Genomic DNA, 21,541 nt, shown 5'->3' with positions numbered 1-21,541 from the left:
CGTAGGCACCTCAGAGTTCGACCGGGCAGTGGGCGGTGGCTCGCAGGACTGGTGAACGACGTCGTCTGACCACCGGGCCACCGGCGGTGAGGCCGGGCAGCGCCTTGGCGACGCTGCGCAGTGCGGCGGTGGTCAGGACCACCACCAGCTCCTCCAACCGGCCGGGGTGACCGCGCTGGGCGGACAGGGCCCGGTCGGCGTCGGCCCGGTCCGGGTCGAGGCGGTCCGGGTCGGCGAAGACCCCCGGGTCACGGTTGGCGGCGGCGACCACCACCACGACCTCGTCCCCGGCCCCGACGGTGTGCTCGCCCACCACCGTCTCGGTGCCGGCGGTACGCCGTTCCAGGTGCGCCGTCGGATGCAGGCGCAGCACCTCCGCGACGAGACGGGCGGCGACGTCGGGGTCGTCGGCGAGACGCTGGGCGGCCCCCGCCGTGGCGGTGACAGCCAGCACCGCGTCGACGAAGGCGGTGGCTGTCATCTCGACGGCGGTGAACAGCGCCCGCCGGTGCGGGTCCTCGGGCACTGCGGCGATCGCCGCCTCGGTCACCGCCAGGGGCTGCGGGGTGAGCTGGGCGTCGAGGCCGACCCGGGCGTCCCAGGCGGCGCGGAGCACGTCGGAGTCGTCCGCGCCGACCCCCCGCGACGCCAACGGCCAGGCGAGGTCGCGGACCAGGTCCAGGCGGGTCCCCGGGGCCGGCAGGACACCCGTCATCCGGTCCGCGACCTCCTGCGGGTCGGGCAGTTCGGCGTCCCAGGACGCGGCGTGCACGTCACGGAACGGCTGCGCCCAGGTCGAGGCCGGAGCGCCTGCGGCCCGCATCCACTCCGGCGTCCGGCCGGTGGCCCGGGTGAACGTCGGATCGTCGAGTACCCGCGCGGCGGTGGCGTGGTCGGTCACCACCCACGTCTCGGTACGGCTGCGCCGGACCCCGGATCCGCCCAGCCCCCGGTACCAGCGGTGCGGGTCGTCGTCGTGCCCGCACAACAGCATCGGGTACGGATCGCCGTTGCTGCCGTAACCCCAGTACAGTCCCCGGATCATCTGGAGTCGTCGGCCCAGCACGGCGCGATCGGTCGTGTTCATGCCCTCTCCCCGCTCAACCAGGCGTCGATGTGCCGCGCGATCGCGTCGGCGTGGTCCTGCACCATCGAGAAGTGGTCACCGGGCACCGTGACCCTGTCGTGCCCGAACGGCCACGTGGACTGCCAACCGTCGTCCGGCCAGTCCCCCATCGGCTCGCTGGCGGCCACCACCAGCGTGGGCAGACCGGTGTCCCTCGGACGCCACCTGCCGGTCAGCCGGTCGTACGCCCCCAGGGCCGTGAGCCGGGTGTCGTCCATCCGTACGGTCTCGTGGTCGAACAGGGCGGCGGTCAGCTCGCCGAGCCAGGCGTGCACCGCCTCCTGGTGACCGGGTGGGTACACGTCGAGGAGCACGACGCCACGTGGCGGGTGGCCCCGGTCGGCCAACTCGGTCGCCAGGGCGTACGCCATCAGTGCCCCCGCCGAGTGTCCGACCAGCACGAACGGCGTGTCACCCTGTGCCGCGAGGACCGCGTCCGCCTGCACCCCGAGCACGGCCTCCATCGACGCCGGCACCGGTTCACCCGCCTCGTACCCGGGTTGGGCGAGGGCGCGTACCGACGCGGTGCCGCGCAGCGCCGAGGCGAGTCGGGCGAACTCGTGCGGCCCGGAGAGCGCCGCCGTGCCCGCGCAACAGATCACCGTGACCGGGCCGGATCCGTCGGCCAGGTCGACGAGTTCCAGCGGTCCGCCCAGGCTCGCCGCGTCGGTGAACCGCTCCCGGAAGTCCGACAGGTTCGCCAGGAGGTCCAGGTAGGACCGGACGTCACCGGTCTGCCCGGCCCGCCGGTAGCCGTCCCGCAGGACGCCGCCCGTCGCCTCGACCGGGGCGGTGCCGACGTCGAGCTGCTGCGCGAGGTGGTCGGCGAGTCTGCGTACCGTGGGGTGCTGGAACACCAGGGCGGCGGGCAGCGTCCGCCCGGTGGCCTGCTGGAGCTGGTTGCGCAGGCCGACGGCGGTGAGCGAGTCGAAGCCCAGCTCGGTGAAGGGCTGGTCCAACCCCACCGCGTCCGGGTCGGGGTGACCGAGGATCGCGGCCACGTGCGAGCGGGTGAACTGGAGCAGTCGGTCGGCGGTCATCGCCGGTACCGGGGCCGCCGCAGCGGTGGGAGCGGCCACCGGCACGGCGGTGACGAGCTCGTCGATCAGGGGTCTGGGCCGGGCGGCGGTGAAACCCACGGCGAAACGGTCCCAGTCGACGTCGGCGACCGACACACAGGTGTCGTCGTTGTCCAACGCCTGGTGCAGGGCGCGCAGCGCCCGGTCCGGTGCCATCGCCCGCAGACCGCGCCGGGTCAGCCCGTCGAGGTCGCCGGTGGCCATCCCGTCGCCGGCCCACGCCCCCCAGGCGACGGACGTCGCGGCCCGACCAGCCTGACGGCGGCGGTGGGCCAGCGCGTCCAGGTAGGCGTTGGCGGCCGCGTACGCGCCCAGGTTCGCGCTGCCCCACACGCCCGCCCCCGAGGAGAACAGGACGAAGGTCTCGGCCTCCGGGCAGAGCTCGTCGAGCAGCCGCGCCCCGGTCACCTTCGCGGCGCCGACCGACTCCAGTTCGTCGATCCGGTCGAGGGGGCGGGAGTCGGGCACCCCGGCGGTGTGGACGACGATCCGGACCGGCCGGTCCTGCTCCCGTAGCTGCTGCACCAGGGCGCGCAGGCGTGGCTCGTCGGTGACGTCGCACGCCTCGATTCTCGGCTCGGCCCCGAGGTCGGCCAGTTCGGCGGTCAGCTCGGCGGCGCCCGGTGCGTCGGGGCCGCTCCTGCTGAGCAGGACGAGATCGGTCACCCCGGACCGGGCCAGGTACCGGGCGACGTGGCCGCCGAGGGCTCCCGTACCGCCGGTGACGAGCGCGGTGCCGGCCGGTGCCCACCGGGCGTTCCGGGTGGTCAGCGGGGCGCGGACGAGTCGCCGACCGTGACGGATGCCGTCGCGCAGCGCCACCTGGTCCTCGTGGTCGTCGGCGGCCAGGAGCGCGGCGAAGACCACCCCGTCCTCGGCGGTGGGTTCGGCGGTGACGTCCACCAGGCCGCCCCACCGGTGCGGGGTCTCCAGTCCCATGACCCGTCCGATCCCCCACACCATCGCCTGGTCGCAGTCGATCGGGTCGTGGTCGTCGAGCGCGACGCCGCCGGTGGTGACCAGCCAGAGTGGGGCCTCGACGTCGGCCTCGCCGAGGAGCTGGTGCCGGGCCAGGTGGGTGGCGGTGTCGGCGGCGAAGGAGAGCACACCGGCGAGTCGTCCGGCCGCCTCGTCCAGGGCGACCGCGAGGGACTCCCGGTCGGGGGCGGCGACCGGGACGAGGAGACCCCCGGCCTTCTCGACGCTGTGGCCGAGGGTCTCCGGGGCGTCGCCGAAGACGAGGTAGCCGCCGGACAGCTCCACCGGGGTGGTGGCCAGGGGTCGCCAGTCGACCCGGTAGCGGTGGTCGGCGACCTGGTCGGCCGCCGTCGGGGCGAGCCAGTACCGGGTCGCCTCGAACGGGTAGTTCGGCAGGGGCACCGGGTGGGTGGCGGGGAGGATCGCCCGCCAGTCCACGGGCACGCCGTGCACGTGGGCCCGGGCGAGTTCGGCGAGCAGGTGCCGCTCGCCGGTGTCCCGGTGCAGCGAGCCGACGGCCACCGTCTCGTCGTCGATCTCCTGCACCGCGGCGGTGAGGACCGGGTGCGGGCTCATCTCGACGAAGACCCGGTAGCCGTCGGCGACGGCGGCCTCGACGGCCTCGTCGAAGCGCACCGGCGAGCGCAGGTTGTCGTACCAGTACCGGGCGTCCATGTCCGTTCCGGCGCCCCGGGTGCCGTGCACGGTGGAGTAGAGCGCGACGTCGGGTCGCCGCGCTGTGACGTCGGCCAGGTCGGTGAGGATCGTGTCGCGGATCTGTTCGACGTGGGCGGAGTGCGAGGCGTAGTCCACAGGCAGCGTCTTGGCCCGCTCGCCGGTCTCGGCGCAGTGGGCGACCAGGGCGGCGAGGGCCTGCGGGTCGCCCGAGACCACCACCGAGGTCGGGGAGTTGACCGCCGCCACCGAGATCAGGTCGGACCAGGGTGCGATCAGCTCCCGGGCGCGTTCGGCGGAGACCGCGAGGGAGACCATGCCGCCGTGGCCGGCCAACGCCCGCAACGCCCGCGCCCGCAACGCCACCACCCGCGCACCATCACCCACCGACAACACCCCCGCCACCACCGCCGCCGCGATCTCCCCCTGCGAATGACCCACCACCGCAGCCGGAACCACCCCACACGACCGCCACAACCGCGCCAACGACACCATCACCACGAACAACACCGGCTGCACCACATCCACCCGATCCAACGACGGCGCACCCGATCGACCCTCCAACACCCCCAACACCGAGAACCCCACCACCGACGACACCACCGCATCACACTCCACCACCGACTCCACGAACACCGGAACCGACAACAACCCCCGCGCCATCCCCACCCACTGACCACCCTGACCAGGAAAGACGAACACCACACCACCACCCGACGCCACCCCCGACACCACACCGGGAGCCGCCGAACCGGTGGTGAAGGCCCGCAGCCGGTCGCGCAGTTCGTCGTGGTCGTCGGCGAGCAGGGCGGCCCGGTAGGGCAGGTGGGCGCGTCCGGTGGCGAGGGTGGCGGCGACCGCCGGGAGGGCGACGGTGTCGTCGACGGCGTCGTGCAGTCGTCGGGCGAGCTCGGTCAGTGCGGTCTCGGTCTTCGCCGACAGCACCACCGGCACCACACCACCCGCCGCCCCCAACAACCCTTCCACCGACCCCGACGAAGACACCGCCTCCACCACCGGCAGGGGAGCCTCCGCCACCACCACATGAGCATTCGTCCCCGACACCCCGAACGCCGACACCCCACCCCGACGCACCCCATCCACACCCACCGGCCACCCCCGCACCCCATCCGCCACCACCAACCCACCCGACGACCAATCCACCAACCCCGACAACCCACCCCGACACACCATCGGACCCACCAACCCCCGACCCAACCCCAACACCACCTTGATCACACCCACCACACCCGCCGCCGCCTGCACATGACCCACATTCGCCTTCACCGAACCCACCACCACCGGACCCACCCCACCCCGACCCACCCCATACGTCCCCAACAACGCCCCCAACTCCACCGGATCCCCCAACCGCGTCCCCGTCCCATGCGCCTCCACCACACCCACATCCCCACCCGACACACCCGCACGACCCCACGCCCGCCGAATCACCCGCTGCTGCGCCACACCCGACGGCGCCGCCAACCCGTTACTCGCCCCATCCTGATTCACCGCCGAACCCACCACCACACCCAACACCCGACGCCCCTCCCGCACCGCCACCGACAACCGCTGCAGGAGCACCACAGCGACGCCCTCGGCGAATCCGAACCCGTCGGCCTCGTCCGAGAAGGGCTTGCACCGGCCGTCGGGGGCCAGTGCGCCCTGCCGGGAGAACTCGGTGAACACCTCGGGACCGGCCATCACCGACACCCCACCGGCCACCGCCAGACCACAGTCACCCGACCGCAACGAACCCGCCGCCACATGCAACGCCACCAACGACGACGAACACGCCGTGTCCACAGTGATCGCCGGCCCCTCCAACCCCAACACGTACGCGACACGGCCGGAGACCACCGCCGAGGAGCCGCCGGTGAGCAGGTACCCCTCGCTCTCCTTCGGCACCTGCGCGTTCTGGCCGTAACCCTGGTACGCCGCGCCGAGGAAGACGCCGGTGTCCGTACCGCGCAGGGAGTGCGGGTCGATGCCGGCGTTCTCGAACAGCTCCCACGTCGTCTCCAGGACCTGCCGCTGCTGCGGATCCATTGCCAACGCCTCACGCGGCGAGATCCCGAAGAACGCCGCGTCGAAGTCGGCAGCCCCGTCCAGGAACGCGCCGTGCCGGGAGTAGCTGGTGCCGTGCCGCTCGGGGTCCGGGTCGAACAGCGCGTCGAGGTCCCAGGACCGGTCCGACGGCATCTCCGTGACCGCGTCGCCGTCGGCGACGATGAAGTCCCACAGCTGGTCGGGGGTACGCACCCCACCGGCGAGGCGGCAGGCCATCCCGACGATCGCGATCGGCTCGTCGGCCTCGCCGGGCGCCTGCGGGACGACCGCCGCAGCCGGGGTCGTCGTCTCCGGCTCACCGACGAGTCGTTCCAGGTAGTGCGCGGTGAGCCGGTCCACCGTCGGGTGGTCGAAGACGATGGTCGTGGCCACCCGGACCCCGGTCACCGCCGCGAGCCGGTTCCGCAGGTCGACGGCGGTCATGGAGTCGAACCCCAGGTCACGGAAGGCGACGTCACGCTCGATCGCCGTCGGCGTGCCGTGGCCCAGCACCGCTGCCACCTCGGCCCGGACCAGCCGGGCGACGTGCTCGTGGCGTTCGGCCTCCGGCATCGACGCCAACCGTCGGGCGAGATCCGACCCCTGATCGGTCTGCTCGGTCTCGACGCGGACGCCACCGAGTTCGTCGAAGAGGGGCCGACGGCGGGCGGCGGTGAACAGTTCGACGAACCGCTCCCGGTCCAGGTCCACCACCGACACCCACGGGTCCCCGGAGTCCAGGGTGGTCCACAGCTCCTCGATCGCCCGCTGCGGGTCCATGGCGCGCAGGCCCTGGCTGCGCAGGTAGTCGCCGCCGTCGGTACCGGCCATGTTCTGCCCGGCCCACAGACCCCAGGCGATCGAGGTGACCGGCACCCCGTCACGCCGACCACGACGGGCGAAGGCGTCGAGGAAGGCGTTGCCCGCCGCGTAGGAGGCCAACCCAGGGCTGCCCCACACCGCCGCGTTCGAGGAGAACAGCACGAGGGCGTCCAGCTCGGGACAGAGTTCGGCCAGGTTCGCCGTACCCCGTACCTTCGCGTCGGTGATCTCGGTGAACTCGCTCTCGGTCAGCTCCTGCACCGGGGTGGACCGGGAGATCCCGGCGGCGTGGAACACCGCCGTGACCACCCGTCCCTGCGCCCGTTCGGCGTCGAGGACGGCCGCCAGCCGGTCGTGGTCGGCGACGTCGCAGGCCGCGATGGTGACTCCCGTCCCGAGCGCGACCAGTTCGTCCCGCAGGTCGGCGGCGCCGGCCGCCTCCGCTCCCCGCCTGTTGAGCAGCACCAGGTGCTCGGCGCCCGCACCGGCGAGCCACCGGGCCAGGTGCGCGCCGATGCCGCCGGTGCCGCCGGTGACCAGGACGGTCCCGCGCGGCGTCCACCGGGTGCGCGCCGCAGGGACCGGTGCCGGGACGAGCCGGGCGACAGTGACCCCGTCGGGTCGGATCGCGAACTGCTCCTCGCCGCGCGGGTCGGCCAGCACGGCGGCCAACGACCGGGCCGAGTCGGCGTCGACGTCGCGCAGGTCCACCAGGCCGCCCCACCGGGCGGGAGACTCCACGCCCACCACCCGGCCGAGTCCACCGACCATGGCCTGGGCCGGGTCGACGTCGTCGGCGGCGGTCACGGCCACGGCGCCCCGGGTCACCGACCACAGGGGGACGTCGATCCCGGCCGCGCCGAGCGCCTGGACCAGCGCGAGGGTGTCCAGGCTGGGGTCGTCGACAGCACCGCCCTCGGCGAGCGCGAGCAGGGACACGACAGTGGACAGGGCGCTGCCGCCGACGGCGTCGAGAGCGGCACCGATCCGGTCGCGTGACTGCGCGGTGCACACCACGACGGTGGCGCCGCGCTGCTCCAGGCCGTCGCGGACCACGTCCGTCCAGGCCGGTGGTACCGCCGCTGCGGTCACCACCAGGACCCGTCCGGCCAGGGAGGACCGCCCGAGGTCGACGGGGCGCCAGGCGAGCTGGTAGCGCCACTCGTCGCCGGTGTCGGGGACCCGGCCCAGGGGGACCGGGAGCCAGAATTTCTGTCGTTGGAACGGGTAGACCGGCAGGTCGACCGGGCGTCCCTCACCCACCGCGGGACGCCAGTCGACCTCCACCCCCCGGGTGTACGCCTCGGCGAGCGCGGTGTGGAACTGCGCGAGACCGCCGCGTTCGCGGCGCAGGGTGCCTGTGACGCACGGATCCGCGTCGGCGGGCAGCACCTCTTCGAGGGTGGCCTCGACACCGACGGTCAACACCGGGTGCGGGCTGACCTCGACGAAGGTGTCGAACCCCGCCTCGGCGAGCTGCCGGGTGGCGTCCTGGAAGCGGACCGGCTCCCGGAGGTTGGCGAACCAGTAGTCGGCGTCCATCGTCGCCGTGTCGATGACCTGACCGGTCAGGGTCGAGTACAGGGGGGTCCCGGCCGGCACCGGACGGACCCCGGCCAGTGCGGCCAGTAGCTCCTCGCGCAACGACTCCACCTGCGGGGAGTGCGAGGCGTAGTCGACGGGGATCCGACGGGCGGTCACGCCCTCGGCCCCGCACTCGGCGATCAGCTCGTCCAACGGGCCGTTCTCCCCGGCCAGCACCACCGAACGGGGACCGTTGACCGAGGCGACCGTCAGCGCACCCGCGAAGCGGGCGATCCGCTCGGCGGCCTGGTCGGGGTGGAGCCCGAACGACGCCATCCCGCCGTGACCACCGAGCCGCCGCAGCACCCGGCTGCGCAACGCCACCACCCTGGCGGCGTCGGCCAACGACAACGCACCAGCCACGTGCGCGGCGGCGATCTCACCCTGCGAGTGACCCACCACCGCACCAGGAGTCACCCCGTACGACTGCCACAACCGCGCCAACGACACCATCACCGCGAACAGCACCGGCTGCACCACGTTGACGCGGTCCAACGGCTGCTCGCCGTCGAGCACCTCGCGCAGCGACCAGTCCACGTGCGGGGCGAGCGCCCGCTCGCAGGCGTCGATCGACTCGGCGAAGGTCGGCGACTGCCGCAGCAGGTCCCGGGCCATGCCCTGCCACTGTGCGCCCTGCCCGGGGAAGACCAGCACCACCCGGCGGCCGGCGCGGGCCCGCCCGCTGACGGCCCCGTCGACGGGGCGTCCCTCGGCGACCGCCCGCAGGCCGGTGACGGCCTCCTCGCCCCCGGCGACGACGACCGCCCGATGCTCCCAGGTGGCACGGCGGGTGACCAGGGTGAAGGCGGTGTCGCGCAACGAGGGGGCCGGGTCGTCGGAGAGACGGTCGGCGAGCCGGGCCGCCTGGGCACGCAGGGCCCGCTCGTCGCGCGCGGAGAACACCAGCGCTACCGCATCCGACCCGGCGACGGGGGCGGCATCCGTTCCGGTCGCCGTGCCGGGGGTCGTCTCCGGGGTCGGGTCGGCGGCGGCCGGGTCCGGGTCGGTCGCCTGCGGGTTCGGCGCCTCCTCGACGATGACGTGCGCGTTGGTGCCGCTGATCCCGAACGAGGACACCCCCGCCCGGCGCAGGCGCTCCCCCACCGGCCAGGGCCGGGTCTCGGACACCACCGACACCGCGCCCCGGTCCCAGTCGACGTGCGGCGAGGGCTCGTCGAAGTGCAGCGTCGCCGGGATCTCCCGATGGCGCAGCGCCAGCACCGTCTTCATCACCCCGGCCACCCCCGCCGCCGCCTGGGTGTGACCGATGTTCGACTTCACCGAGCCGACCCAGAGCGGGCGGCCGGGTTCCCGGTCGGACCCGTACGTGTCGAGCAGGGCGTGCGCCTCGATCGGATCGCCCAGTCGGGTGCCGGTCCCGTGGGCCTCCACGTAGTCCACCTCGGCGGGACGCAGCCGCGCCCGTTCCAACGCCTGCCTGATCACCCGCTGCTGCGCCGGGCCGCTCGGCGCGGTGAGCCCGTTGCTGGCCCCGTCCTGGTTGATCGCCGAGGCGCGCAGTACGGCCAGCACCGGCCGGCCCTCGGCCCGGGCGACCGACAGCCGCTGGAGCACCAGGACCCCGGCCCCCTCGGCGAGCCCGAACCCGTCGGCGGCCCGGGAGAACGGTTTGCAGCGGCCGTCCTCGGCCAACCCGCCCTGGCTGCGGAACTCGGTGAACGCGCCCGGGCTGCTCATCACGGTGACCCCACCCGCGAGGACCACTGTGCACTCGTCGCGGCGCAGCGACTCCATGGCCAGGTGCACTGCGGTGAGCCCGGAGGAACAGGCGGTGTCGACGGTGACGGCCGGCCCCTCCAATCCCAGGGTGTACGCCACCCGTCCGGAGGCGACGCTGGAGGCGGTGCCGATGCCGACGTAGCCGAGCACCTCCTCGGGTGCCTCGTCCGGCCTGGGTCCGTAGTCCACCGCGCCGACACCGGTGAAGACGCCACCGGCAGTGCCGCGCAGGCTCGACGGGTCGAAACCCGCACGCTCCAACGCCTCCCAGGAGATCTCCAGCATCAGGCGCTGCTGGGGGTCCGTCGCCAGCGCCTCGCGGGGTGAGATGCCGAAGAAGGCGGCGTCGAACGCGCCCGGCTCCGCGAGGAGACCACCGAGGCGGGGCTGCGGTGCCGGCGGCCAGCCACGGTCGGTGGGCGCCTCGGCGATCGCGTCACCACCGTCGCGGATGAACTCCCAGAACGCCTCCGGCGAGTCCACGCCCCCGGGGAACCGGCAGGCCATGCCGACGACGGCGATCGGTTCGCGGGCCCGGTACTCGACCTCGTCGAGCCGACCGGTCACCGAGTCGAGTTCGGCGACGGTGCGCTTGAGATAGCGCCGGAGGCGGTCCTCGGTCATGCCGCTGCTCTCGCTCATCGGATCCCTTCCGTGGATACCCCGGCCGTCGGGTGTGGGAGGTGACGCGGACCCGGTGGACCCGTCAGGGCGGGGCGGTCCACTGCCGCGAGGCGGAATCGGCCTGTCACCTAGACGTCCCCTCCCCCGCCGAGACGCCTGTCGAGCATCGAGAACAGCTCGTCGTCGCTGGCGTCGTCGCTGATCGTCACGGACTCGGTCTCCGGGGGGCGTCGGCTCTGCCACCGGCGCAACAGCGCCTCCAGGCGGGCCCCGACGTCGGCGTGTCCCCGCGGGTCGGGCAGGGCGTCGAGCGCCCGCTCCAGGTCGTCGAGGCGTGCACCGACCCCGACGTCCGGCGCGGAGTCGGCGAACAACTCCGCCCGCAGGTGTTCGGCCACCGCCAGTGGTGTCGGGTGGTCGAACACCAGCGTGCTGGGCAGCCGTACGCCGGTGGTGGCGCCGAGCCTGTTGCGCAGCTCCACCGCCGCCAGCGAGTCGAACCCGAGGTCCTTGAACGCCTTGCGTTCGGGCAGCTGGTCGGCGGAGTCGTAGCCGGCCACCGCCGCCGCGTGCGATCGGACCAGTTCGGCCAGCGCGGCCACCTGATCGGCAACGGGTGCGCCGACGAGACGGTCGAGCAGGCCCCGGCCCGGGGTCTCGGCCCGGTTGGCGGCCCGTGGCGTGGACCGGACCGCCCCGCGCAGCACCTCGGGGACGTACTCGGCCCGACGCAGCGCCGACCTGTCGACAGAGAGCGGGAACAGCACCTCCCCGCCGCTGCGCAGCGCCGCGTCGAACAGGGCCAGCGCCCGCTCGGTCGGCAGCGCGGCGACCCCGGTACGGGCGATCCGGTCACCGAGGCCGCTGGTCATCTCGCTGACCTGCGCCCACAGGCCCCACCCGAGCGCCTTCGCCGGCAGTCCGAGGGCCCGCCGCTGCCCGGCCAGGGCGTTGAGGACCCCGTTGGCCGCCGCGTACACGCCCTGCCCCGGACCGGCCAGCACCGACGCCGCCGACGAGAACAGCACGAAGAAGCTCAGGTCCGCGTCCCGGGTCAGGTCGTGCAGGTGCCACGCCGCGTCGACCTTGGCCCGGAGGACCTGGTCGGTGGCGGTCTCGTCGATGGAGGTGACCAGCCCGTCGGCCAGCACCCCGGCGGTGTGCACCACCCCGGTCAGCGGGCGGTCCGCCGGGATCGAGTCGAGCAGCCCCGCGAGCGCCTCCCGGTCGGCGGTGTCACAGGCGACGATCTCGATGGTCGCGCCGAGGCGTTCGACGTCGGCGCGCAGCTCGGCCGCGCCCGGTGCCGCCGGGCCACGTCGGCTGGCCACCAGCAGGTGGGGTACGCCGTGCGCGGTCACCAGGTGGCGGGCGACCAGCCGCCCCAGGGTGCCGGTCCCGCCGGTGACCAGCACCGTCCCGTCGGGGTGCACGGGGGCGGGCTGGGTGAGGACGAGCTTGCCCACGTGTCGGCCCCGGCTCATGTGGGTCAGCGCGGCCGGGGCCGCCGACAACTCCCACACCGACACCGGCAACCGGTCGAGGTCACCGGCGGCCAGCAGACCGACGACCTCCCCCAGGATCTCGCCGAGCCGATCGGGACCGGCCTCGGACAGGTCGAACGGGACGTACCGGCCCCGGAACTGCTCCGCCGGACGCAGGTCGGTCTTGCCCATCTCGACGAAGACCCCACCGTCGGCGAGCAGCCCCGCGGACTCGTCGAGCAGGTCGCCGGTGAGCGAGTTCAGGACCACGTCGACGCCCCGCCCCCCGGTACGCGCGGCGAACCGTTCACCGAAGCCGCTCTCCCGGGACGAGGCGATGTGGTCGTCGTCGAGGCCGAGCGCCCGCAGCGTCGGGTGTTTGGCCGGGCTGGCCGTGGCGAACACCTCCGCCCCGGCCCGGCGGGCCAACGCTACGGCGGCCATCCCCACCCCGCCTGCGGCGGCGTGGACCAGCACGGACTGCCCGGCCCGCAACCCGGCCAGGTCGTGCAGCGCGTAGTGGGCGGTGGTGAACGCGATGGGTACGGCGGCGGCGTCCACCGCCCGCCACCCGTCGGGGACCGGGGTGAGGAGCCGGTGGTCGGTGACCGCCACCGGCCCGAAGGCCCCCTGGAACAGTCCCGTCACCGTCTGGCCGGGGGTGAACCGCTGCACACCCGACCCGACCTCGGTGACCACACCGGCCGCCTCGGTGCCCATCTCGGCCGGTTCCGGGTACATGCCGAGCGCGAGCAGGACGTCACGGAAGTTCACGCCGGTGGCGCGGACGGCGACGCGTACCTCCTCCGGCGCCAGGGGCCGGTCGGCGTCGGGGGCGGGGGCGAAGGCCACGGCCTCGATGGAGCCGCCGCCCGGCACCAGCCGGTACGCCCGGTCGGCGACGGCCGGCACGGGACCGACCAGCGGCGTCAGCCGGGGCACGAACACCGCGCCGGCACGGACCGCGAGCTGCGGATTGTCCGGGACCGCCGGGGGTGTCTCCGGGTCGCCGTCGACGAGCACGAAACGGTCCGGGGACTCCGCCTGGGCGCAGCGCAGGACCCCCCACACGGCGGCGGCCCCGGGGCGGGGCGCGTCGTCCTCGGCGGAGACCTCGACCCCTGCGGACGTGGCCACCACCAGGGTGGTGGCGGGCCACCGGTGGTCGTCGAGCCAGCGGCGGACGAGCGTGGCCGCCCAGAGCACCCCGTGACGGGCCTCGGCAGTCGGGTCGTCGCCGTCGGGGTGGTAGCGGACGACGACGGCCTGTGGTGCCGGACCACCGGTGCGCAGCAGGTCGTCGAGCCCGTCGGCCGCCACGTGCACCACCGCCGCCGGGGTCGGATCCGGGGTGGCCAGCCGTACCCACTCCAGGCGGTGCAGGTCGCCGTCGCTGCCGCGCGGACGGTCCCACTGCGCCCCGGCGTCCCTGACGACCAGGGCGTCCACCGTGGCGACGAGCTGCCCGGTCGGGTCGGTGACCCGCAGGGCCACCGCGTCCGGTCCGGCGGGGGTCGCCACCACCCGTACCGCTGTGGCCCCGGTGGCGTGCAGGGTGACGCCCCGCCAGGCGAAGGGGAGCTTCCCGGAGGTGCGGCTGGTCAGGCCGAAGGTCTGGGCGACGGCGTCGAGCAGCACCGGGTCGAACGCGTACCCCTCCTCGGCGGAGTCGAGGGACACCTCCGCGTAGACCGCGTCGCCGTGCTGCCACGCGGCCCGCAGGGCCTGGAACGCCGGTCCGTACTCGTAGCCCAGTTCGGCGAGGGTGTCGTAGTGGTCGGTCACCGTCAGGGCGGTGGCGCCGGGCGGGGGCCACGGTGTGCCGTCCCGGCCGCCGCCTGCCACGCCGACGGCGAGGGTCCCGGTCGCGTACGCCGACCACCGGGCCTCGGCCGGGTCGGACACGTCCTCGGCGGCGTGGATCTCGACCGTCCGCCGCCCGTCCTCGTCGGCGGCACCGACCGACAGGCGCAGCAGCGCACCGGCGGCGGTCAGCACCAGCGGCTGCTGCAGGACGAGTTCCTCCAGCACCGGCACGCCGACGTCGGCCCCGGCGGTGAGCGCCAGGTCGACCAGGACGCTGCCGGGCACCAGGTTCCGCCCACCCACGACGTGCTGGGTCAGCCACTGCTGCTCGTCGGGGGAGAGCCGCCCGGTGAACACCGCTCCGCCGTGACCGGGTACGTCGACCGCGGCGTGGAGCAGCGGGTGGGCCGAGTCACGGACCCCCAACGACGAGGCGTCGGCCCTGCGGTGCGGCTTGGGCCACAGCCGCTGCCTGTCGAAGGGGTAGGTGGGCAGGTCGACCAGGCGACCGTGGGCGACCGCCGGACGCAGGTCGACGTCGACGCCGTGCACGTGCGCCCGCAGGAGGTTGCGGAGGAACTCCGACGCCCCGTCGTGGTCGCGGCGCAGCGTCGACACGCCGGTGACCGGACGCTCGGCGTCCTCGGCGGTCTCCTGGACCGCCATCAGCAGCACAGGGTGCGGGCTGACCTCGATGAACGTCTCGAATCCCCGCTCCAGGAGGCTGCGTACGGCGTGCTCGAACAGCACCGGTTGGCGCAGGTTGCGGTACCAGTACCCGGCGTCCATGGCGGTGGTGTCGAGGAGGTCCCCGGTGGCGGTGGAGTAGAGCGGGACCGTGCCGCCGACGGCGGTGACAGTGCCGAGTTCGGCGGCGAGCCGGTTTTCGACGCGGGCCACCTCCGGGGAGTGCGACGCGTAGCGCACCGCGATCCGACGCGGCCTCATCTCGCTGGCCTCGGCCACCGCGAAGAACTCGTCGAGCTCGGCGGTGGGTCCGGCCACCACGAGCGTGCCGGGTCCGTTCACCGCCGCCACCGCGACCCGCCCGTCCCACCGGCGCAGGACGGAGTCCAACTCGGCGCGGGAGGTGCCGACCGACACCATCCCGCCCTGGTCGTCGAGTTCCCGCAGCACCCGGCTGCGCAACGCCACCACCCTGGCGGCGTCGGCCAACGACAACGCACCAGCCACGTGCGCGGCGGCGATCTCACCCTGCGAGTGACCCACCACCGCACCAGGAGTCACCCCGTACGACTGCCACAACCGCGCCAACGACACCATCACCGCGAACAGCACCGGCTGGAGCACGTCCACCCGGTCGTACGGGTCGGGGTCGCCGACCCCACGGACCACGTCGAGCAGGTCCCAGTCGGTGTGCGGCGACAGCGCCTCGGCGCACCGCCCCATCGACTCGGCGAACACCTCGGAGGAGTCGAGCAGGTCACGGGCCATGCCGATCCACTGCGACCCCTGCCCGGGGAAGACCAGGACCGGGGTCCGGGCGGCGGAGACCGCCGGGGCGACGACGTCGGGCGAGGGACGATCCTGCGCCAGCGCGTCGAGGGCGGCGCAGACGCCCTCCCGGTCGGTGCCGAGCACGGCGGCCCGGACGTCGAAGCGGGCGCGGCCGGTGGCCAGGGTCCGGGCGGTGTCGGCGAGGTCCCGGTGCCCGGTGGCCCGCAGGTGTTCGGCGAGCGTCCGCGCCTGGGACCGGACGGTCTGGACGCTGCGTCCGTGCAGGACGAAGGGCAGGGGTCCCTCCGGGGTGGCGGGCACCGGTTCGGGGTCCGGTTCGGCGGGTGCCTCCTCGACGATGACGTGGGCGTTGGTCCCGCTGACGCCGAAGGAGGACACCCCGGCGCGGCGGGGGCGCTCACCGGGGGGCCACGGTTGCGCCTCGCGGAGCACCTCGACTCTCCCGTCCGCCCAGTCGATGTGCGGGGACAGTTCCTCGGCGTGCAGCGACCTCGGCAGGACGCCGTTCCGCATCGCCAGGACCGCCTTGATCACCCCGGCGGCACCGGCGGCGGCCTGGGTGTGGCCGATGTTCGTCTTCACCGAGCCCAGCCAGAGCGGCCGGTCCCGGTCCCGGCCGTACGCGGCGATGAGCGCCCCGGCCTCGATCGGGTCGCCGAGTTCGGTGCCCGTCCCGTGCGCCTCCACCATGTCGATGTCGGCGGGGCGCAGCCCGGAGACGGTCAGGGCCTGCCTGATCACCCGTTCCTGGGACGGCCCGTTCGGTGCGGCGAGTCCGTTGCTGGCCCCGTCCTGGTTGACGGCGCTGCCGCGCAGCACCGCCAGCACCTGGTGGCCGTTGCGCCGCGCCTTCGACAACGGTTCGAGGACGAGCGCCGCGACGCCCTCGGCGAGGGCGAACCCGTCGGCCTGCGCGGAGAACGCCTTGCACCGCCCGTCGGCGGCGAGCCCCCGCTGCGCGCTGAAGTCCACGAAGGTGTACGGGTCGGCCATGACCGTCACCCCGCCGGCCAACGCCAGCGAGCACTCACCCCGCCGCAGCGACTGCATGGCGAGGTGGATGGCGACCAGCGAGGACGAGCAGGCGGTGTCCACTGTCAGCGCCGGCCCCTCCCACCCGAAGGTGTAGGCGACCCGGCCGGAGAGCACGCTCGCCGAGTTGCCCAGCCCCTGGTAGCCGTTGAGCCGGTCGCCCTCCCCGGTCAGCAGTTGCAGGTAGGACTGGCCGTTCATGCCGACGAAGACGCCGGTGTCGCTGCCGAGGAGGGTCTCCGGGTCGATGCCCGCCCGTTCCACCGCCTCCCACGCGATCTCCAGGATGAGCCGCTGCTGCGGGTCCATCGCCAGCGCCTCGCGGGGGGTGATCCCGAAGAACCCGGGGTCGAAGTCCGGGGCCCCGTCGAGGAATCCCCCCTTGTCGACGTAGCTGGTGCCGGGGTGGTCCGGGTCGGGGTGGTAGAGCCGCCGGAGGTCCCAGCCCCGGTCGGTAGGGAATCCGGTGGTGATGGAGGTGCCATCGGCCACCACCCGCCAGAGGTCCTCGGGGGAAGCGATGCCGCCGGGGAACCGGCAGCCGATGCCGACCACCGCGACGGGTTCGGCCTCGTCGGTGGGGCCGAACACCCGTACCGGGGTCGGGTCGGAATCCCCGACGACAAGTCGACGCAGGTACCGCGCGAGCGCGGTGACCGTCGGGTGGTCGAAGACCAGCGAGGCCGGCATCCGCAGGCCGGTACGGGCCGCCAGGCGCTGACGCAGGGCCATCGAGCCCAACGAGTCGAGGCCGAGTTCGCTGAAGGCCCGACGGGTGTTGATCTCGGTGCCGGTCTCGTGTCCCAGCACCTCGGCGACCGTCTCGCCGACGAGGGTCAGCAACGTCTCCCGCTGTTCCTGCGGGGACAGGGCCGCGAGCCGTCGCCCCCACTCGCCCGCCGGCTCGCCCGGCCGGTCGACGGGCGCGCCGTCGGGGTCGCCACGCCGGTCGAGAAGTTCGTCGAAGAGCGGGGTCGGCCGGATGGCCGCGAAACCCTCGGTGAAGACCGCCCAGTCGACGTCGGCGACGGCTACCGACACGGCACCGGCGCGGAGCAGGCGTTCCCACGTCCCGAGGGCGTCGGCCACGTCGAGGTTGCGCAGGCCGCGCTCGCGCAGCCGACCGTCGTCGACCGCGCCGGGCAGGGCCCACGGGGTCCAGGCCACCGAGGCGCTGGTGTGCCCCCGGGCGCGACGGTGCTCGACCAGGGCGTCGAGGTAGGCGCTGCCGGCGGCGTAGGCGGCCATGCCGACCCCACCCCAGACCCCGGCCACCGACGAGCAGTAGACCTCCCGTTCGAGGCGGTGGTCGCCGAGCACCTCCGCCAGGACCGTCGGCAGGGCGGTCTTCGCCGCGACGGTGGCGGCGAAGTCCTCGGGGTCGGCGTCGGCGACCCTGGCGAAGTTCGTCAGCGTCTCGGCGTGTACGAGCACTGTCGGCAGCTCCTGGCCGATCGCCGTACGCAGTGCCTCCGCCTCCGGTTCGCACACCACGGCGGTGGCACCGGCGGCCCTGATCTCGGTCAGCAGCTCCTCGCCGGGGTGTGCGCCGGGCAGGACGAGTCGGGTGGCACCCCGTTCGGCGAGCCACCGGGCCAGCCGACCGCCCACCGGACCGGCCGCGCCGGTCACCAGGACGGTGCCGTGCGGGGTGAACCCCCCGCCGGGCGGCGGCAGGGTGGCCCTGACCAGGCGGCGGCCGTAGAGACGGTCGCCTCGGACGGCGACGACGTCCTCGCCGCCGCCGGCGAGGACCGCCGCGACCAGACGCGTCCCGGCGGCGTCGACGGTGGCGGGCAGGTCGAGCACCCCACCGAAGCGGCGGGCCAGCTCCAGCCGGGCGACCTGGGCGAACCCGTGCAGGGCGGCCTGGGCCGGTAGGGCCAGGTCACCGTCGACGGGGGTACGGACGGCCTCCTGGGTCAGGCACCACAGTGGTGCGTCGATCCCGGCGTCGCCCAGCGCCTGCGTCAGGGTCAGCAGGGCGACGGCACCGGCCTCGACGTGCCGTTCGTCGGTCGCCACCCACGACAGCACCCCTCGGAACGTGCCGTCGCGCCGGGCGAGCGCCTCGGCCAGGTCGGTCCGGGAGATCGCGGAGTCCACCGGGTGGGTGACGACCCGGCCGCCACCGGCGGTGATCGCCGCAGCCAACCCGTCGACCCAGCCGGTACGGCCCTCGGGGTGCACCACCAGCCAGTCGCCGTCGAGTACGCCGCCCTCGGGCGGGGTGATCGGCGTCCAGGACACCCGGTAGGCGAGATCGTGGGAGGCGGGGGCGGGAGCAGACGGCCGCAGCCAGTACGGCCGACGTTGGAACGGGTACGTCGGCAACGGGATCGTCGCGGCCTTCGGGAGGGCCGGCGTCCAGTCGACGTCCACACCGGCGCAGTGGGCGGTGGCCGCCGACCGCAGGAACGCCACCGGCCCGCCGTCGCCCCGGGACAGGGTGCCGACGACGACGGCGTCCTCGACACCTGCCTCCTCGACCGCCTCGGCGACCGCCGACACCACCACCGGATGCGGGCTGACCTCGACGAACGCGTCGTATCCCGAATCGGCCAACCGGGCGATCGCGTCGGCGAACCGGACCGTCTCCCGCAGGTTGCGGTACCAGTACCCCGCGTCCAGGTCGGCACCGTCGAGGGCCCGGACGTCGACTGTCGAGTAGAAGGTGATCTCGGCCGACTGGGGTCGGATCTCCCCCGTCACCGCCAGGATTTCGTCACGGACCCCGTCGATCTGCGGCGAGTGCGAGGCGTAGTCGACGTCGATCTCGCGGACCCGTACGCCCTCGGCCTGCCGCTCCCGTCCCCACTCCCGCAGCGCCTCCGGTTCCCCGGCGACCACCACCGACCGGGGTCCGTTGACGGCGGCCACGGAGATCCGGTCCTCCCACGACCGCAGTCGGCGGCGTACCTCGGCCTCGCCGAGCGCGACGGCGCTCATCCCGCCGCCCCCGGACAGCGACCGCAGCAACCGGCTGCGGCCCACCACCAGCCGCGCCGCGTCGGCGAGGGACAACGCACCCGCCACGTGGGCGGCGGCGATCTCCCCCTGCGAGTGACCCACCACCGCAGCGGGGGTGACCCCGTGGGACTGCCACAGCCGCGCCAACGACACCATCACCGCGAACAGCACCGGCTGCACCACGTCGACCCGGTCCAGGCCCGGTGCCCCCGGCTCCTGCCGGAGCACGTCGGAGACCGACCAGTCCTGCAACGGTGCCATCGCCTCGTCGCAGGCGCGGATCGTGTCGGCGAACGCCGGTGCCGAGTCGAGCAGCTCCGCGCCCATCCCGACCCACTGGGACCCCTGTCCCGGGAAGAGGAAGACGACGTTGCGTCCGGACGTCTCGGCGACCCCGGTGACGGTGTCCTCGCTGCGCAGGTCGGCCGCCGCGACCTCGCGCAGCCCCCGCACCGCCTCGGCCCGGGTCGACGCCACCACCGCAGCCCGGTGCTCGTGTCGCGCCCGGGTCACGGCCAGGCTCAGCCCGACCTCCGCCAGTCCGACGTCGGAGCCCTCCACCAGCTCGGCGACCTGGGCCGCCTGGGCCCGTAGCGCAGCCGCCGACCGGGCGGACACCACGAGCGGGACCGGGCCGACGTCGCCCTCGGCGGTGCGCTCGGTGGTCCGCTCGGGTGCCTCCTCGACGATCACGTGGGCGTTGGTCCCGCTGATCCCGAACGCCGACACCCCGGCCCGCCTGGGCCGGGCGCCCCGCCGCCAGGGTCGGCCCCGGGTCGCCAGGCGTACCGCTCCCGAGGACCAGTCCACGTGCGGGGTGGGCTCGTCGACGTGCAGGGTGGCGGGCAGTTCCTCGTGGCGCAGCGCCAGCACCATCTTGAGCAGCCCGGTGACGCCCGCCGCCGCCTGGGTGTGGCCGATGTTCGACTTCACCGACCCCAGCCACAGCGGGTGCTCCGGATCCCGGTCGCGGCCGTAGGTGTCCAGGAGGGCGTTGGCCTCGATCGGGTCGCCGAGCGTGGTGCCGGTGCCGTGCGCCTCCACCGCGTCCACGTCGGCCGGGGTCAGTCCGCAGTTGCGCAGCGCCTGCCTGATCACCTTGCGCTGGGCGGTCCCGTTGGGCGCGGCGAGACCGTTACTGGCCCCGTCCTGGTTCAGGGCGGAACCACGGATGACGGCCAACACCTCGTGGCCGTTGCGCTCGGCCTCGGAGAGCCGTTCCAGCAGGACGAGGGAGACCCCCTCGGAGAAGCCGAACCCGTCGGCGGCGGCCCCGAACGCCTTCGACCTGCCGTCCGCGGCCAACGCCCGCTGGCGGCTGAAGTCGACGAACACCCCTGGTGTCGCCATGACCGCCGCCCCGCCGACGACAGCGAGACTCGACTCGCCCAGCCGCAGCGACTCGACCGCCAGGTGCAGCGCCACCAGCGACGACGAGCAGGCGGTGTCCACGCTGATCGACGGGCCCTCCAGCCCGAGGGCGTAGGAGATCCGCCCCGAGGCGACGGCGGGTGCCACCCCGGTCACCGAGTAGCCCTCGGCGTCACCGGCTTCGGTGCCGCCCTCGCCGTAGCCGAGCCGGGCCACGCCGAGGAAGACGCCGGTCGGGGTGCCGCGCAGGGAGTGCGGATCGATGCCGGCGCTCTCCACCAGCTCCCAGCTGGTCTCCAACAGCAGCCGCTGTTGCGGGTCCATGGCCGTGGCCTCACGCGGGGAGATCCCGAAGAACTCGGCGTCGAAGCCCGCGACGTCGTCGAGGAACCCACCCCGGTCGACGTAGCTGGTGCCGGGGTGGTCGGGGTCCGGGTGGAAGAGCCCGGCCAGGTCCCAGCCGCGTCCGGTGGGGAAGGTGGACACCGTCTCGTGTCCCTGGCGCAGGAGGTCCCACAGGTGGTGCGGGAGGTGCACCCCGCCCGGTAGGCGGCAGGCCATGCCGACGACCGCGATCGGGTCGGACTGCAGCTCGCGCAGTCGTCTGCGGGCGGCCCGCAGGTCGAGCGTCGCACGACGGAGGTACTCCGCCACCTTGTCGTTGTCAGTCACAGGTCCTCGGTCTCTGCTCGGGCTGCGGCTGCGGCTGCGGTCAGTTCGGG

At 74.2% G+C, this 21,541-nt stretch carries 3 protein-coding genes; all 3 read right to left on the bottom strand.

Annotation, left to right across the window (positions count from 1 at the left end; all coding sequences use genetic code 11):
* Positions 1-10: 10 nt before the first annotated feature.
* Entirely contained in the window at positions 11-1,087 is a 1,077-nt protein-coding gene (locus tag WHN02_RS16025) for a cytochrome P450 family protein (protein ID WP_434739547.1), read from the bottom strand.
* Complete coding sequence (locus tag WHN02_RS16020; RefSeq protein ID WP_434739546.1) at positions 1,084-10,695, bottom strand: SDR family NAD(P)-dependent oxidoreductase; 9,612 nt, start codon at positions 10,693-10,695, stop codon at positions 1,084-1,086. Before WHN02_RS16020 ends, WHN02_RS16025 begins: the two co-directional genes overlap by 4 nt.
* A 110-nt stretch (positions 10,696-10,805) precedes the next feature.
* Positions 10,806-21,491 (bottom strand): SDR family NAD(P)-dependent oxidoreductase, encoded by a 10,686-nt coding sequence (locus WHN02_RS16015; RefSeq protein WP_434739545.1) that lies wholly within the window; start codon positions 21,489-21,491, stop codon positions 10,806-10,808.
* Positions 21,492-21,541 lie beyond the last annotated feature (50 nt).

This window comes from Micromonospora sp. SH-82, assembly GCF_051132485.1.
GTDB lineage: Bacteria > Actinomycetota > Actinomycetes > Mycobacteriales > Micromonosporaceae > Micromonospora.
Note: the sequence above shows the minus strand (reverse complement) of the source record. Positions and strands in the feature narration are given on the sequence as shown.